Here is a 15,946-nt window from a genome sequence, read left to right as displayed (position 1 = left end):
TAACAGCCCTTCCATGCCCAAGTCCGCCGAAGAGCAGGAAGGCCTGCCCAAGAAGACATTCGCCATCATCTTCGGCGTCTCGCTGGTGACCGCGATGGGGAACACCGGGATGATCTCGGTGCTCCCGGCGATCGGACGTTCGATCGGCATTCCCGATCCGATGGTCGCCGCGATCTTCTCACTGTCGGCGTTGCTCTGGGCGTTTTCCTCGCCGTGGTGGGCCCGCGCCTCCGATCGTCACGGCCGCAAGCCGTTGATGCTGATCGGGCTTTCGGGCTTCATGTTCTCGATGATCGCCTGCGCCCTGGTGGTGCTGGCCGGGCTGCACAAGCTGGCCGCGCCGATGGTGATCTTCATCTGTTTCCTGTTTGCACGGGCGCTGTTCGGCCTGTTCGGCGCAGCCTCCAACCCGGCGACCCAGGCCTATGTCGCCGAGCATACGCCCCCCGAGAAACGCACGCAGTCGATGTCGAGCCTGGCTGGCGCCTTCGGCCTGGGCACGGTCATCGGGCCGTTCGTCGCGCCGCTGTTCGTGCTGCCGCTGATCGGCCTGTCGGGCCCCATGTTCGGGTTCGCCCTGTTGGCGGGCGTCATGCTCTTCGTGGTCTGGAAGTTCCTGCCGGAAAGCAAGCATATGCCGGTCGCGCCGGTGAGGGCGGAGATCGCCAAGGACGCCACCGGCGGCGACGCGACCAAGGAAAAGCCGATGTGGCGCGACCCGCGGGTCACGCCGTTCCTGATCTACGGGTTCATCGTCGCGGTCTGCCAGACCGCCCAGGGCCAGACCCTCGGCTTCCTGATCATCGACAAGCTCCAACTCTCGCCGCTGCAGGCGCAGGGCTTCATCGCCATCGCCATGATGTTCGGGGCCATGGCCGGATTGCTCGCCCAGTGGGGCATCATCCGGATGTTCGAGATGACCCCGCGCCAGTTGCTGCGCTGGGGCGTGGCCGTCGCCGCGCTCGGCAACGTCATCGTCGCCTTCCAGCCGACCTATGGGGCGGTGGTGGCCGGCTACGCGATCTCCAGCCTCGGCTTCGGCCTGGCGCGGCCGGGCTTCACCGCCGGCTCGTCGCTCGCGGTCGGCATGCATGAGCAGGCGCGCGTCGCTGGGGCCATCGCCGCGGTGAACGGGGTGAACGTCGTGCTCGCCCCGTTTTTCGTCTGGCTCTACGAGCGGATCGCCCCGGCGCCCTTCATCCTCTGCGGCGGGCTGATGCTGCTGATGCTGATCTACGCCTTCCGCAATCCGCAGCTGCGCAACGCGCACCCGCAGCCGGCGACCCGCGCCGACGCGGCCATGGCGACCCTGGAAAAGAGCGACGAGGGCGGGGTCTAGCTCGCCCTCAGTTCGGCAGCGCGCCGGCTTCGACGTTCAGCCGCCGCACCATTTCCATCGACAGGTAGCCGTCGGCGACCAGGCCGCGCGACTTCTGCCAGGCGCGCAGGGCGGTGCGGGTGTTGACGCCCACCACCCCGTCCGGCGAGCCGGGGTTGAAGCCCAGCTTGGCCAGGGCGGTCTGCGCCCCGATGCGGTCGCTGATCGCCAGCGGCGTCTCCACGGGCCAGGGCTTCACCAGCGGCGCGCCGCCGGCGAAGGCGTCGGCCAGCAGCCCGATGCCCAGGGCGTAGGCCGTGGAGTTGTTGTACTTGCGGATCGCGAAGTGGTTGGGGAACAGCAGGAAAATCGGACCGTCAGCGCCGGCTGGCGCGACCAGCTGTCCCGGCGCCTGCTCGGCCGCCGTCCAGGGGCGCCCGTCGGCCGGCTTGACGCCCAGGCCTTCCCAATAGGCCGGCGCCTCCTTGGGCCCCTCGGTGAGGCTGTAGTCGAAGCCCGCCGGCAGGGTCACTTCCCGCGCCCAGGCCTGGCCGCGGACCCAGCCGCCCTTGGCCAGTAGGTTGGCGGCCGAGGCCAGGGCGTCGTTCGGCGAGCCCCAGATGTCGCGCTTGCCGTCGCCGTCGCCGTCGACGGCGGTCGAGATGTAGTTCGAGGGCAGGAACTGGGTCTGGCCCATGGCCCCGGCCCACGACCCCTTCAGCTGGGCGCGGCCGGCCTCGCCCGACTGGATGATCTTCAGGGTGGCGATCAGTTCGCCCTCGGCCCAGGCGCGGCGGCGGCCGTGATAGGCCAGGCTGGACATCGAGCGGACGACATCGAAGTCGCCCTGCACTGCGCCGAACGCGCTCTCCATGGCCCAGACGGCGATCAGGATGTCGCGCGGGACGCCGAAGCGCTGTTCGACCTCGGGCCAGAACGGCAGGTCGTTGCGATAGCGCTGGCCGCGGGCGATGCGGTCGGCGCTGATCACGCCGTTCACATAGGCGCCGATCGGCTTGGAGAATTCCGGCTGGGCCGAGTCCAGGCTGATCACGCGCGGGTTGGGCGTCAATCCGGCCATCTCGCGGTCGACCAGCGCCCCGGGCAGGCCGGCGGCGATCGCGCGGCCGCGGAACCCGCTGCGCCAGGCGTCATAGTCTGCGTCGCCTGAAGAGGCCGGCGCGACCGGAGCCGCTACAGCAGGGGGCGGCGCAGGCGTCGGGGCCGGCGGCGGCGTGTGCGTCGGCGGCGGCGGGGCGGGACCGGCGCAGCCGGCGAGGAACAAGACAAGAAGCAGGCGACGGTCCATATGGAGCAACCTAGCCGTGCCCCGTCCAGGCCTCAATCACAAGGCCGCGAGGGCGCTGCGACCATGTCGGCGCGGCTGCAGCGTTGACTCTTCGGGCCCCGGCCCGTATACGCGCCCGCTCTGTAGATAACCCGCCGGACCCGGTCCGGAGCCCTGAGATAGGTCCATGAAGGTCAGAAGCTCGCTTAAGTCGCTCAAGACTCGCCACCGCGACTGCAAGCTCGTGCGTCGCAAGGGCGTGGTCTACGTCATCAACAAAACCGACCCGCGCTTCAAAGCCAAGCAAGGCTGAGGCGACGAGGATGGCTCCCAGGGCCGTCCTCTGGGACATCGGTAATGTGATCGTGCGCTGGAATCCGCGCACGCTTTACCAAGAGTTCTTCAAGGAACCGGCCGAATGCGACCGGTTCCTTTCCCATGTCTGCAACATGGCGTGGCATGTCGCCCACGACCTCGGGGTGACGTTCGAGGACAACCGCGCGCCGCTCCTGGCGCAGTTTCCCGAATACGCCGACGCCATCCACGCCTGGGAGACCCGGTGGTGGGACATGTTCTCGGGCCCGATCCCCGAGACCGAGGCGGCCATCGAAGCCCTGCACGCCGCTGGGGTGCCGCAATACGGCGCGACCAACATGTCGCACGAGACCTTCCCGGGGACGGTCGCGATGAGCCCGGCCTTCAAGCGGCTCGCCGACTATGTGGTCTCGGCCCATGTGAAGCTGATCAAGCCCGATCCGCGCTTCTACGCCCAGGCGTGCGAGCAGTTCGGGCTGGCCCCCGCTGACGTCCTCTTCTTCGACGACTCGGCGGCGAATATCGCGAGCGCCCGTGAGTTCGGCTTCGACGCCCATCACTTCACCGACCCGGCCGCGATACGTCCGGCGCTGGAAGCCCGCGGACTGCTCTAGCCTCGCGCCTTCCGCCAAGCGCCCTATTGCCAAATATATGAATGTTAGTTCATATTTGTATCAAGCGAGGCCAGCAGGGCCTCCATGGCGAACGGGGAAGGCGATGGGCAGGAAGATTGCGGCCGGCGCGGCGGCGCTGGTCATGATGGCGGCTGGCGGGGCCGCAGCGCAGGAACGCGTCGGGGTGCGCGGCACCTGGGGCGAGCCGGCCAACGCGCCCGGCGCCTTCCACAACATGGAGGAGCTGTTCCCCTCGCGGCGGATCGCGCCGCCGGCCGCGGCCCTGCCGCTGAAGGAGCCGACCGCGCCGTTGGCCTTCACCTACACCTACAACGGCAAGACCAAGACCCTCGAGGACTTCGCCGCCGACACCCGCACCAGCGGCCTGCTGATCCTGCGCGGCGACCAGATCCTGCACGAGCGCTATTACATGGGCGCCTCGCCCGACAGCCGCTTCATCTCGTTCTCGGTGGGCAAGTCGTTCGTCTCGACCCTGATCGGCATCGCCCTGGCCGAGGGCAAGATTCGCAGCCTCGACGACCGCATGATCGACTACCTGCCGGACCTCAAGGGCGGGGCCTACGAGAAGACCACGATCAAGGACGTGCTGGAGATGTCGTCCGGCACCGAGTTTGACGAGGAATACACCAGCGCCAAGTCGGGGATCGCAGGCTTTCTCGGGCGCTTCGACGCCAACCAGGGCGGCCTCTACGACTATTCGCGCCAGTTCAAGTCGGCCCATGCACCGGGCGCGAAGTTCAACTACGCCAGCGCCGACACCGAGATCCTCGGCGCCCTGCTGGCCAAGGCCACCGGCGTGCGCCCGGCCGACTACATGACCGAGAAGCTCTGGAAGCCGATGGGCGCCGAAGCCGAGGCGCGCTGGATCCTCGACCAGCCGGGCGACGCCGGCCGCGAGGTCGCAGCCGGCGGCCTGGTGATCCGCCTGCGCGACTACGCCCGCTTCGGCTATCTGGCCGCCCACGACGGCATGGTCGGCGGCCGCCAGGTGCTGCCCAAGGGCTGGATCGCGCTCGCCACCCAGCCGCAGCGGCCGCAGGTGCAGTACGGCAAGCTGGGCGACGGGCCGCTGGGCTACGGCTACCAGTGGTGGCTGATCCCGGGCGCCGACCGCGCCTTCACGGGCGAAGGCATCTACGGCCAGTTCCTGATGGTTAATCCGCAGCTCGACCTGGTGGTGGTGAAGACCAGCGCCTGGACCGCAGCCTGGGACGATCCGATGGCGCTGGAGACCTTCGCGATGTTCGAGGCGCTGGGCGCCAGCCTGCGGGCCCAGCCCCAGGCCCAGCCCCAGGCGCAGTGAGCCGCAGCGTGCTAGGAGAGGGGTGATGAGCGCGACACTCACCCCTCGCAAGCTGCCCACCCAGGCGCGGGCCAAGGCCCGTATCCAGCGGGTGCTCGACGCCACCCAGGCGATCTTGAACCGCGATGGGCCGGCCGCCCTGACCACTCCGGCGATCGCCGCGGAGTCCGGTGTCTCGGTCGGCTCGATCTACCAGTACTTCCCGAACAAGGAGGCCATCGTCCTGGCGCTCTACGAGGCGCGGCTGGCCGAGATTCGCGGCGAGGCGGCCTCGGCCCAGGACGACGGCGAAACCGACTGGCGGGCCTTCTTCCGGCGCTGGATCGGCCAGATCAAGGCGCGCGAGGAGGCCGTCGGCTACGGCCTGTCGATGAGCGCGGCCTTCGAGCACTTCCCGCTGCTGGCCGATGTCGAGCCGATGCACGCCCAGGCGCTGGCCGACGGCGTCGTGGCCCAGCTCAAGCGCTTTGGCTCCCCCTGGCCGGACGAGGCGCTCTTCGACCTGGCGATCTACGCCTACTATCTGGACTCGGTGACCTGGCGGTACTGGACGGTCGCCCAGGCGCGCCTGCCGCAGGGCGTCGAGCGGCTGATCGAGACCGTCATCGCGCTGCTGGCCCCGGCGCTGGAGGGCGGCGCGCCGCCGCCGCCGCCCTACGCGCCGCGCCGCGCGTTCAGCCGTTCCTGACGAACTCGAGGAACTCCTGGCGGGTCCGCGGGTCGTCGCGGATCACCCCGGTCAGGCTGCTGGTGGTCAGGCGCGAACCGGGGGTGTTGACCCCGCGCATGGTCATGCAGCTGTGCTCGGAGACGATCACGACCCCGACGCCCCTGGGCTGCAGGATGTCGTGGATCGCGCCAGCGATCTCGGAGGTCAGCTTCTCCTGGATTTGCAGCCGCCGGGCGAAGCCGTGCACCACGCGCGCCAGCTTGGAGATCCCGACCACCCGGTCGGACGGCAAATAGCCGACATGCGCCTTGCCCAGGAACGGCAGCATGTGGTGCTCGCAGAAGCTGACCACCCGGATGTCGCGCAGCACCACCAGTTCGTCATAGCCGGCGACCTCCTCGAAGGTGCGCTCCAGATACTCCCGCGGATCGCTCCCGTAGCCGGAAAACAGCTCCTCGTAGGCGCGGACCACGCGGCCCGGGGTGTCGAGCAGGCCCTCGCGGTCGGGGTCGTCGCCGGCCCACTCGATCAGGGTCCGGACCGCGGCCTCGGCCTCGCTGCGGCTCGGACGGGTGCGTGAATGGGCCATGGCGAAATCTCCGCGTCGATCCGTCTCAACGGCCAGTCAAGGCGAAGGTTCAGCAGGGCGGATGACAGGGGCCGGTCTCGCCGCTAGTTTCCGCCGCCTTTCCGCAACCCTCGAGCTGTGAGACGCTTAAGCCCATGTCCGACGACAATTCCCACGGCGATATCCTGAACCAGGCCGCCCAGGGCCAGCTCAAGAGCATCATCGAGCGCATCGAGCGCCTCGAGCAGGAGAAGACCGAGATCGCCGAGCAGATCAAAGAGGTCTTCGCCGAGGCCAAGGGCAACGGCTTCGACGTCAAGGTGCTGCGCAAGGTGGTCCGCATCCGCAAGCAGGACCGCGCCAAGCGGCTGGAGGAAGAGGCGATCCTCGACCTCTACCTTTCCGCCATTGGAGAGATTTGAAGCGGTCCCCGCCAGATCGGAAGGCGCAGGCCAAGCGGGCCGCGCTGAGCGCCCTGAAGCGCGTTCGCCGCCAGGCCGAGCGCGCGCAGGTCGAGCTTTCCGACTGGGAGGGGGAGTTCCTCGGCTCGGTCGAGGACCGCGTGAAGACCTACGGCCGCGCCTTCGGCGACCCGGAAAAGGGCGGCGCGGGCGAGGCGCTCTCGGTCATGCAGGCCGTGAAGCTCAAGGAGATCGCCGCCAAGGCGAAGGGCGAGAAGAAGCCCTTCCGGCGGCGACCCAAGCCGTATTCGGAAGATTGAACTCGAACCGGGGTGTCATCCCGGTTTCGGCGCAGCCGAAGACCGGGACCCATTCGCGCCGCGCTGGCGGAATGAGGCAGGGCTGCGCAGCAACCTGAAGCATCCGGTGTTCATGGGACCCGGACAGCCGCTCCGCGGCTTCCGGGATGACAGCTTTTAGCTTGCGCTAAGCCACCGCGCTGGCGTTTTCCTCGCCGCCGGCGCCTTTCACCGCGTCCTCCAGCCCCTGCTCGCGGACCTTGCGGTAGAGGGTCGAGCGACCGATGCCGAGGCGGCGGGCCACCTCGCTCATGTGGCCGGCATAGATCTCGATGGCCAACGCGATCAGGTCGCGCTCGATCTCTTCCAGCGTCCGCAGGTGGCCGCGGTGGTCGAGGATGCGCACCGGCGCGTCGGCCGGCATCTCGGCGACCAGCTGCTCGGCGGTCGGCAGGCTGACTGGCCGCTGGCTGGCGACCGGCTCGATCGCTTCGGGCGGCGGCGCGGCGACGCCCGAAATGGCCGGGAAGTCGAACGGCTGCAGATAGGGCGCGTCGGCCAGCACGATGGCGCGATAGACCGCGTTCTCCAGCTGGCGCACGTTGCCGGGCCAGTCGTAGGCCGTCAGGAAGGCCAGGGTTTCGGCCGAGGCGCCGACCACGGTCTTGCCCTCCTCGACATTGAAGCGGCGGATGAAGTGGTCGACCAGGGCCGGGATGTCCTCGCGCCGCTCGCGCAGGGCCGGGGCCTCGATCGGGAACACGTTGAGGCGATAGAACAGGTCCTCGCGGAACAGGCCTTCCTTCACCGCCTGGGCCGGGTCGCGGTTGGTCGCCGAGACGATCCGAACGTCGACCTTGATCGAACGCTTGGAGCCGATCGGGTCGATCTCGCTCTCCTGCAGGGCGCGCAGCAGCTTGACCTGCATGTCCAGCGGCAGCTCGCCGACCTCGTCGAGGAACAGGGTGCCGCCGTTGGCCTCCTGGAACTTGCCCAGGTGCTTGTCGGTCGCGCCGGTGAAGCTGCCCTTCTCATGGCCGAACAGGATGCTCTCGACCAGGTTCTCGGGCAGGGCGCCGCAGTTGACCGCGACGAACGGCTTGCCGGCGCGGTCGGACGAGCCGTGCACCGCGCGGGCGATGACTTCCTTGCCGACGCCGCTCTCGCCGGTGATCAGGATCGGGATCGAGGACTTGGCGGCCCGCTCGCCCATGCGTTTGACCATGGTCATGGCCGGCGAGTTTCCGACCATGTCGGCGAAGCTGGTGCGGCCGGTGGCGTGCTTCTTCAGCCGGTCGACCTCGCCCTTCAGCGCGCCCATGGACAGCGCGTTGCGGATCGAGACGATGATCCGTTCCGGGCTGGCCGGCTTGATGAAGAAGTCGCTGGCCCCGGCCTGCATGGCCTGGACGACGGTGTCGATGCCGCCGGTGGCGGTCAGCACGATCACCGGCTGGGCGAAGTTGCGCGCGCGCATCTCCTTCAGGGTGTCCTGGCCGCTCATGCCGGGCATGACGAGGTCAAGCAGGATAATGTCCGTCGGGGCGCCGGACTGCAGGCGCGCGATCGCCGCATCGCCGTTCTCGGCATGAGCCACGGCGAAGCCTTCGCGTTCCAGCACGGCCTGGATCAGCCGGCGCTGGGTCGGGTCGTCATCGACGACGAGGACCGTCTTGGTCATTTGAAACACCCACACCTGGAATCGGACGCTCGTTTCGCCGATGGCTTGGTCGAACGAGGCTCTTGTTGGTCCGGATTGATACATGGGCGGGGTAAAGGCGGGGTTTCGGAGTCCTGAGTCGGGGGTTAACGGCCGGTCGGCCAAGCGCCAGCTCTCGACTTCCGAATAACCCGGTTCTGTGTTCAGCTTCGTCCGGGACTCGTCTGACGCGTACTCGTGAGTGGGTAGGAGTGGGCTGAGTTGAATCTTCGGCGCTTCCTCAACGAACTGAAGACGCGCAACGTCGTGCGCGTGGCCGGCGTCTACACGGTCACCGCCTGGGGCGTGTTCCAGGTCGCCAAGACGGTCTTCGAAACCCTCGAACTGCCCAAGTGGCTGTCGGTCGCCACCCTGATGCTGCTGGCCGTCGGCCTGCCGCTGACCCTGCTGGCGACCTGGGCGTTCGAGCTCGCGCCCGACGGAACCATCCGCCGCACCCGGATGGTCGGCGACGACGCCCCCAAGCGCATGAACTGGATGGACTGGACCGCGCTGGCGGCGATCGGCGCAGGCGTGGTGATCTTCGTCGCCAGCGCCGTCGGGCTGGCCGGCTCGCTGCGCGACGGGCCCAGCCTGGCGGGCGCGCCCAGCAAGTCGGTGGCCGTGCTGCCGTTCGCCAACTTCAGCGCCGCCAAGGATTCGGAATACTTCGCCGACGGCCTGACCGAAGAGGTCACCAACAGCCTGGCCCAGGTGCCGGACCTGAAGGTCGCCGGCCGCACCTCGGCCTTCTACTTCAAGGGCAAGAATGAGGACGTCCGAGAGATCGGCAAGAAGCTCAACGTCGCCCATGTGGTCGAGGGCAGCGTGCGGCGCTCCGGCGACCGGCTGCGGGTCACCTGCCAACTGGTCAGCGTCAAGAACGGCTTCCACCTGTGGTCGGAGACCTACGACCGGCCGATGAACGACGCCTTCGCGATCCAGAGCGAGATCGCCGACGGCGTGGCGACTGCGCTCAAAGCCGAGCTGCGCGCCGGCGGCGGCGAGGCGGCGAGCGGGCGGCAGGCGCTGCGCGACCCGGAAGCCTATCGTCTGGAAGTGGTCGCCAAGGGCCAGCTGCGCCGGCGCGGCAAGGACCACGTGATGGCGGCGCAGGCGATCTATCGCCGGCTGATCGAGATGGAGCCGGACAACGCCGAGGTCCGCGCGGCCTACGCCTACGCCACCGCCTATCTGGCCCAGAACCACCTGGAGGGCGACTTCACGCCGGCCGTGCGCAGCGCCGAGGCGCAGATCGCCAAGGCGCTGGAGCTCGATCCCCAGTCGTCGACCGCGTACATCGCCAAGGGCATGGTCGGGGCGATCCGCTTCATCCGCGAAGGCTCTGCGCAAGCCGAAATAGACGCCGAGGCCGCCTACAAGCGCGCCGCCGACCTGGCGCCGCGCGATCCCGAGGCGCTCAGCCTCTATGGCGACTACATCGCCGCGCGGCGACCGCAGGAGGCGGTGACCTATCTGCGCCGGGCTCTGGAGATCGACCCGCTCGACCGCATCGCCAACAACGCCCTGGCCGGGTCGCTGGCGGCCACCGGGCGCCTGGACGAGGCCGAGCAGCGGCTGCGCGCCAACATCGAACTGTTCCCGGAGTTCGTCGACTCCAAGGAACAGCTCGGCGACGTGCTGATCGAGCAGGGTCGCCTGGACCAGGCGGTGATCTGGTACCGCATGGCCGCCGCGCCGCAGACCGACCCGTCGTCGTCGATCCAGCTCGCCAACCTCTACTATAATCTCGGCCTGCCGGCCGAGGCGGACGGGGCGCTGGCGCCGTGGACGGGCCATCCGGTGGTGGGGCCGGTGGCCCAGGCCGTACGCCTGATCGTCGCCGGCGACTTCGAGGGGCTGGCGGCCCTGTCGCGCGCCAAGCTGGCCGAGCCGGAGGCCGATCCGCTCTGGCGCAGCGGGCTGGCGCTCGCCTCCTCGCAGCTGGGCCAGTACGACCAGGCGCGGGCGCAGTGGTTGGTGATGTCGCCCGAGCTGTTCACTCCGTCGCCCAAGGTCTCCACGCGGCTGGCCAACGAGGCGGTGGACGCGGCCTTCGTGATCGACCGGACCGGCGACAAGGGGCAGGCCCGCCGCGTGCTCCTGGCCATGCTCGTCGCCACCGAGCCCAAGCCCGGCTTGCGCCAGCCCAATGCGCGGCGGATCGCCCGGGTGAAAGCCTATGTGATGCTGGACGACCGCGATCGGGCCCTGGCCGAACTGCGCGCCGCCATCGATAGCGGCTATCGCTCGATCTACGACCTGGACCTGTTCATCCGGCTGGACGCCTATCCGATGATGGCGCAGATCCGCTCAGACCCGCGTTTCCGCGCGATGATCCGCGAGGTCGAGGCCGACGATCGCGAGATGCGCACGGCCCTGCAATCCAACGCCCCGCCGGCCGCCGCCCCAGCGCCGAGCTCGTAGCCGCTAGGTGCGGATGCGCTCGAGCAGCGCGCGCAGGACGGCGATCTCCTCGGGGCTGAAACCCTGCGTCAGCTCGCGGTCGTGTTCACGCACCAGCCGCATGATCTGCGGCAGCCGCGCGCGGCCCTGGTCGGTCAAATGCAGCGCCTGCGCGCGGCGGTCGCCCGGCGCGGGTCTCCGCTCGATCAGGCCCTGGGCGGCCAGGGCGTCGACGATCGCCAGCGCGCCGGAGCGCGCGATCCCCATGAGCGAAGCCAGTCGGGTCTGCTTGAGGCCAGGATTGGCGTTGATCAGCACCAGGGCCGAGAACCGCTGGGTGGTGATCCGCTCGGGGCCGAGGCGAGCGTCGAAGGCCTCGGTCATCCGGATTTGAGCCCGGCGCAGCGCGTAGCCGGTCAGCTCGTCCAGCACGCCGTAGTCGACGCCCGGCCGCCGCGGTTCGAACCGTCCGTCCTGGCTCATCGCTTCGACCTCATCGTATCGGCCTCCCCACGGGCGTTCATCGCCCGTCGCGCGGCGCCGTTGAAGCCCAAAACCACATTGTTATTGTGTATAACAAATTGCGCCGGAGAGGATGGCGATGAAGGTGATCGTGGCCGGTGCGGGCATCGGCGGTCTGGCCGCGGCCCTGGCGCTGCACGCCGTCGGGGCCGAGGTCGTCGTCTACGAGGCCGCGCCGCAGGTCCTGCCGCTGGGCGTCGGGATCAACCTGCTGCCGCACGCCGGCGAGGTGCTGGCCGAACTCGGCCTGATGGACCAGCTGACCGCCCTGGGCGTGGCCACGCGCGAGCTGGTCTATTTCAACCGGCTGGGACAGCGCATCTGGGGCGAGCCGCGCGGCCGCTTCGCCGGCCACGCGACGCCGCAGCTCTCGCTGCCGCGCGGCGCACTGCAATCGACGCTGCTGGCGGCGGCGCGGGCGCGGCTGGGCGCCGAGCGGATCGTCTGCGATCGGCGCCTGGCGCGGTTCACCCAGGACGGCGGCATGATGAGCGTGACTTTCATCTCGGCCTCGGGCGAGGCGTTCGAGGTGCAGGGCGACATCCTCGTCGCCGCCGACGGCATCCATTCGGCCGCCCGCGCGGCGCTGTTCCCGGGCGAGGGGCCGCCCGTCTATTCGGGCCGCACGCTGTGGCGCGCCACCACCCTGGCCGCGCCCTTCCTGAGCGGCGCCAGCATGATCATGGCGGGCTGGCAGGATCAGAAGTTCGTCGCCTATCCGATCGGGCCGGTCCAACCCGACGGCCGCCAGCTGATCAACTGGATCGCCGAGCTCAGCCTGCCCGCGCGCCTGCGCCGCGAAGACTGGAACCGCCGCGGCGTGCTGGCCGACTTCCTGCCGCGCTTCGCGGACTGGCGCTTCGACTGGCTGGACGTGCCCGGCCTGATCACCGGCGCGCAGGCGGTCTATGAGTACCCGATGGTCGACCGCGATCCGCTGCCGCGCTGGACGCATGGCGCGATGACCCTGCTCGGCGATGCGGCCCATCCGATGTATCCAATCGGCTCGAACGGGGCGAGCCAGGCGATCCTCGACGCCCGCGCCCTGGCTCTTGCGATCGCCGGAGCCGAGGACCCTGAGAGCGGCCTGGCCGCCTATGAGCGGGCGCGGTTGGCGCCGACCGCCGCCATCGTCGTGGCCAACCGCGGCAACGGCCCCGAGCAATGCATGCAGCTGGCCCATGAGCGCGCGCCGCAGGGCTTCGAGCGCATCGAGGACGTGTTCGCGGACGGCGAGCTGGAGGCCATCGCCGCCCGGTACAAGGTGCTGACCGGACTGCGCCGCGAGGAGACGCAAGCATGACCCGGAACTGTCCCCGCTGATGACGCTGGAGGTGCTGGTTTGAGCCCTGGTGTCGATCGACGCCTCGCCGCACGGGCGGCGGTTCATCCCGATCCTGGGCGGACGCGTCGGCGGCGGGCTGGACGCCGATCCGCTGGCCGCCAGACCCGAGCGGCTGGCCGCTGCGATCAAGGGAGCCCGGCTGCGGCTGGCGCCCGGCGACCACCGCGGCGTTGTGGCCGCGCCGCAGTTCGCCGCGGCCCTGGCGGAGTTCCTCGCCTAGTCGTTTTCGAATGGCCGGGGTTTGGATTTGAGCGGTTGCGCCGGCGGCCTCCAAGCTCGACCTTGGCGGCCAGGTCCACTGGAGCCACGCGCCATGTTCGTCGGTCACTACGCCGCCTCTCTCGCCGCCAAGGCTATCGAGCCGCGCGCCCCGCTGTGGAGCTACGTGATCGCCGCCCAGGCCATCGACATCGGCTGGGCCGGGCTGCTCATGGCCGGGGTTGAGAAGGCCCGCATCGACCCCAGCCTGCCGGGCAGCACGCTTGACCTCTACCACATGCCCTTCACCCACAGCCTGCCGGCGGTGGTGCTGTGGTCGCTGGCGGGCCTGTTGCTGGCGCGGGCCGCGCGGCTGCCCTTGGATGCGGCGATCGCCATCGCCCTGGTGGTGTTCTCGCACTGGCTGGGCGACCTGCTGGTGCACCGGCCCGACCTCCAGATCTGGCTCGGCGGGACCAAGGTCGGGTTCGGGCTCTGGAACTATCCGGTTCCCGAGCAGGCGGTGGAGATCGGCCTGCTGGGCTTGGGGGCGGCGGCCTGGGCCTTCGTGCGGGGGCGGCAAGGGCGCTCGCTGTGGCCGGTGCTCGTGTTCATGACCATCCTGCTGGCCGTGCAGATCATCGCGATGGTGATGCCGGGCGACGGCGCCGGCGACGCGGCCGGCGTGGGCGGCGCGGCCCTGGCCGTCTACCTCGTCCTGGGGCTGATCGCCTTCGCCCTGGATCGCCCGCGTCGGCTCACCTAGCGGCGCCTTGTCCGCGACGAAGATCGGCGCATAGTCCTCCCAAACGGCCGCGCGACGACGGCCGCAGGGAGGCGCACCAATGAAGAGCTTGAAGCTGGCGGCGGTCATCGCCGTGGCGGCGGTCTTGGCCGCATGCAGTCAGAAGGCCGAGACAGGCAAGGCCGGCAATGTCGACGGCGATCGGATCGCGGCGGCCGCCGGCAACGGCGAATGGCTCTCCTACGGGCGGACCTATGACGAGCAGCGCCACAGCCCGCTCGACAAGATCAACGCCAGCAACGTCGGCCAGCTGGGGCTGGCCTGGATGCACGAGTTCGACACCGACCGCGGCCAGGAGGCCACGCCGGTCATGGTCGACGGCGTGCTCTACACCACCACCGCCTGGTCCAAGGTCTTCGCCTTCGACGCCAAGACCGGCGCGCTGAAGTGGTCCTACGATCCCAAGGTCGACGGCAAGAAGGGCTTCGACGCCTGTTGCGACGTGGTCAACCGCGGCGTCGCCGTCTGGAAGGGCAAGGTCTATGTCGGCGCCCTCGACGGCCGCCTGATCGCCCTCGACGCGGCCACCGGCAAGCCGGTCTGGTCGGTCCAGACCACCGACACCTCGCGCCCCTACACGATCACCGGCGCGCCGCGGGTCATCAAGGACAAGGTGCTGATCGGCAACGGCGGCGGCGAGTACGGCGTGCGCGGCTACCTGTCGGCCTACAACGCCAATGACGGCAAGCTGGTCTGGCGCTTCTACACCACGCCCAATCCGAACGGGCAGCCCGACAACGCCGCCTCCGACAAGGTCATGAAGGAGAAGGGCGCGGCCACCTGGTTCGGCGAGGGCTGGAAGGCCACCGGCGGCGGCGGCACCGTCTGGGACGCCATGGCCTACGACCCCGAGCTCGACATCCTCTATGCCGGGGTCGGCAACGGCACGCCCTGGAACCACGTGAAGCGCTCGGACGGCAAGGGCGACAACCTGTTCCTGTCCTCGATCCTGGCGCTGAAGCCCGACACCGGCGAGTACGTCTGGCACTATCAAACGACGCCGGGCGAGAGCTGGGACTACACCGCCACCCAGCACATCATCCTGGCCGACATGAATGTGGGAGGCGCCGCCCGAAAGGTGCTGATGCAGGCGCCCAAGAACGGCTTCTTCTACGTCCTCGACCGCACCAACGGCGAGCTGATCTCGGCTAAGCCCTATGTGCCGATCACCTGGGCCAAGGGCGTCGATCCGGCCACCGGCCGCCCGATCGAGAACTCCGGCGTGCGCTATGAGAACGCGCCCTCGCTGCAGGTGCCCGCGCCGTTCGGCGCCCACAACTGGCACCCGATGGCCTTCAATCCGAAGGAAAACCTGGTCTACATCCCGGCCCAGGTGATCCCGTTCGCCTACACGCCGGACAAGGGCTACAGCTACCGCGCCGGCGGCTGGAACGTCGGCACCGACTTCCTGGCCAACGCCCTGCCCACCGACAAGGCCCAGATCGCCGCCCTCAAGGCGATGGTGAAGGGCGAGCTGATCGCCTGGGACCCGGTCGCCCAGAAGGCGCGCTTCACGATCCAGCACCCCTATTTCTGGAACGCCGGCGTGCTGTCGACCGGCGGCGGCCTGATCTTCCAGGGCGCGGCCCAGGGCGAGTTCGCCGCCTACAGCGCCGCCGACGGCAAGAAGCTCTGGTCCTACCAGACCGACAACGGCGTCATCGCCGCGCCGATGACCTACGAGATCGACGGCGAGCAGTACGTCGCCCAGATGGTCGGCTACGGCGGCGCCGGGGCGCTATCGGCGCCGTTCGTGCTGCCCGACCGCCCGCGGCTGCCGGGCCGGCTGCTGGTCTTCAAGCTGGGCGGCAAGGCGACGGCGCCGGCCTACGTCCGTCCCGAGAAGTTCGAGCTCGACCTGACCGGCGTGACCTCGACCGGCGACGCCAAGCGCGGCTTCGCCCTGTTCCACCAGAACTGCCAGGTCTGCCACGGTCCCAACGCCACCGGGACCTATCTGCCCGACCTGCGCCGCTCGCAGATGTTGCTGTCGGCCGACAGCTGGAAGTCGGTGCTGATCGACGGAGCGCTGGCCGAGCGCGGCATGGCCAGCTTCAGCCGCTTCTTCGACGCCAAGGGCGCCGAGGACCTGCGCGCCTACGTGCTGACCGAAGCCCGCAACGTGCAGGCCGAGGCGAAGGCGACCAAGGGAGGAGCCGCGCCCAAGAGCTAGG

Annotated in this window: 16 protein-coding genes; 12 read left to right on the top strand and 4 right to left on the bottom strand. The window is 69.4% G+C overall.

Annotated elements, in window-relative coordinates:
• Positions 1–13: 13 nt before the first annotated feature.
• A complete protein-coding gene (locus tag O4N75_RS19545) occupies positions 14–1,339 on the top strand; it encodes an MFS transporter (RefSeq protein WP_269627093.1) in 1,326 nt (441 codons plus the stop codon).
• A 7-nt stretch (positions 1,340–1,346) separates the two neighbouring features.
• Here the strand turns inward: O4N75_RS19545 and O4N75_RS19540 are convergent, their stop codons facing one another.
• The gene (locus O4N75_RS19540) at positions 1,347–2,627 is read right to left on the bottom strand and encodes a lytic murein transglycosylase (protein WP_269627092.1); all 1,281 of its coding nucleotides are present in this window, start codon (positions 2,625–2,627) and stop codon (positions 1,347–1,349) included.
• Positions 2,628–2,793: 166 nt separating this feature from the next.
• Between O4N75_RS19540 and ykgO the strand changes: the two genes are divergently transcribed.
• The 4 genes from ykgO to O4N75_RS19520 all read left to right on the top strand — a co-directional run bounded on the left by ykgO (position 2,794) and on the right by O4N75_RS19520 (position 5,547).
• Positions 2,794–2,919, top strand: coding sequence for a type B 50S ribosomal protein L36 (gene ykgO, locus O4N75_RS19535; RefSeq protein ID WP_056023006.1), 126 nt, complete (start codon positions 2,794–2,796; stop codon positions 2,917–2,919).
• Between the two features lie 10 nt (positions 2,920–2,929).
• A complete protein-coding gene (locus O4N75_RS19530; protein ID WP_269627091.1) occupies positions 2,930–3,535 on the top strand; it encodes an HAD family phosphatase in 606 nt (201 codons plus the stop codon).
• A gap of 103 nt (positions 3,536–3,638) precedes the next feature.
• A complete protein-coding gene (locus O4N75_RS19525; RefSeq protein ID WP_269627090.1) occupies positions 3,639–4,859 on the top strand; it encodes a serine hydrolase in 1,221 nt (406 codons plus the stop codon).
• 25 nt (positions 4,860–4,884) lie between these two features.
• Positions 4,885–5,547 (top strand): TetR/AcrR family transcriptional regulator, encoded by a 663-nt coding sequence (locus tag O4N75_RS19520; protein WP_269627089.1) that lies wholly within the window; start codon positions 4,885–4,887, stop codon positions 5,545–5,547.
• Here the strand turns inward: O4N75_RS19520 and folE are convergent.
• The gene (gene folE / locus O4N75_RS19515) at positions 5,534–6,118 is read right to left on the bottom strand and encodes a GTP cyclohydrolase I FolE (protein WP_269627088.1); all 585 of its coding nucleotides are present in this window, start codon (positions 6,116–6,118) and stop codon (positions 5,534–5,536) included. The two genes, O4N75_RS19520 and folE, sit on opposite strands and share 14 nt — an antisense overlap.
• 134 nt (positions 6,119–6,252) lie before the next feature.
• Here folE and O4N75_RS19510 point away from each other — a divergent pair, with 134 nt between their 5' ends.
• Positions 6,253–6,519: a DUF2312 domain-containing protein gene (locus tag O4N75_RS19510; RefSeq protein WP_183776971.1), complete on the top strand. Its 267-nt coding sequence runs from the start codon at positions 6,253–6,255 to the stop codon at positions 6,517–6,519.
• On the top strand, positions 6,516–6,818 hold the full coding sequence (locus O4N75_RS19505) for a hypothetical protein (protein ID WP_267233968.1): 303 nt from the start codon (positions 6,516–6,518) through the stop codon (positions 6,816–6,818). The genes O4N75_RS19510 and O4N75_RS19505 overlap by 4 nt, the downstream gene beginning before the upstream one ends.
• A gap of 166 nt (positions 6,819–6,984) precedes the next feature.
• On the opposite strand, the gene O4N75_RS19500 is transcribed toward O4N75_RS19505, so the two are convergent.
• Positions 6,985–8,478: a sigma-54 dependent transcriptional regulator gene (locus O4N75_RS19500; protein ID WP_269627087.1), complete on the bottom strand. Its 1,494-nt coding sequence runs from the start codon at positions 8,476–8,478 to the stop codon at positions 6,985–6,987.
• A gap of 240 nt (positions 8,479–8,718) precedes the next feature.
• Here O4N75_RS19500 and O4N75_RS19495 point away from each other — a divergent pair, with 240 nt between their 5' ends.
• Positions 8,719–10,923 (top strand): tetratricopeptide repeat protein, encoded by a 2,205-nt coding sequence (locus O4N75_RS19495; protein WP_269627086.1) that lies wholly within the window; start codon positions 8,719–8,721, stop codon positions 10,921–10,923.
• A gap of 3 nt (positions 10,924–10,926) precedes the next feature.
• On the opposite strand, the gene O4N75_RS19490 is transcribed toward O4N75_RS19495, so the two are convergent.
• Positions 10,927–11,385, bottom strand: coding sequence for a MarR family transcriptional regulator (locus O4N75_RS19490; protein ID WP_269627085.1), 459 nt, complete (start codon positions 11,383–11,385; stop codon positions 10,927–10,929).
• 118 nt (positions 11,386–11,503) lie between these two features.
• Here O4N75_RS19490 and O4N75_RS19485 point away from each other — a divergent pair, with 118 nt between their 5' ends.
• The 4 genes from O4N75_RS19485 to O4N75_RS19470 all read left to right on the top strand — a co-directional run bounded on the left by O4N75_RS19485 (position 11,504) and on the right by O4N75_RS19470 (position 15,945).
• Positions 11,504–12,727, top strand: coding sequence for a flavin-dependent oxidoreductase (locus tag O4N75_RS19485; RefSeq protein ID WP_269627084.1), 1,224 nt, complete (start codon positions 11,504–11,506; stop codon positions 12,725–12,727).
• Positions 12,728–12,776: 49 nt separating this feature from the next.
• Entirely contained in the window at positions 12,777–12,989 is a 213-nt protein-coding gene (locus O4N75_RS19480; RefSeq protein ID WP_269627083.1) for a hypothetical protein, read from the top strand.
• A gap of 93 nt (positions 12,990–13,082) precedes the next feature.
• Positions 13,083–13,733, top strand: a complete 651-nt coding sequence (locus O4N75_RS19475) for a metal-dependent hydrolase (protein ID WP_269627082.1) — start codon at positions 13,083–13,085, stop codon at positions 13,731–13,733.
• A 79-nt stretch (positions 13,734–13,812) separates the two neighbouring features.
• Positions 13,813–15,945, top strand: a complete 2,133-nt coding sequence (locus tag O4N75_RS19470) for a PQQ-dependent dehydrogenase, methanol/ethanol family (protein WP_269627081.1) — start codon at positions 13,813–13,815, stop codon at positions 15,943–15,945.
• The last annotated feature ends 1 nt before the right edge of the window (position 15,946 follow it).

It is taken from the genome of Phenylobacterium sp. NIBR 498073 (assembly GCF_027286305.1).
GTDB lineage: Bacteria > Pseudomonadota > Alphaproteobacteria > Caulobacterales > Caulobacteraceae > Phenylobacterium.
The sequence above is the reverse complement of the archived record's forward strand: the minus strand, read 5'-3'. Positions and strand labels throughout refer to the sequence as shown.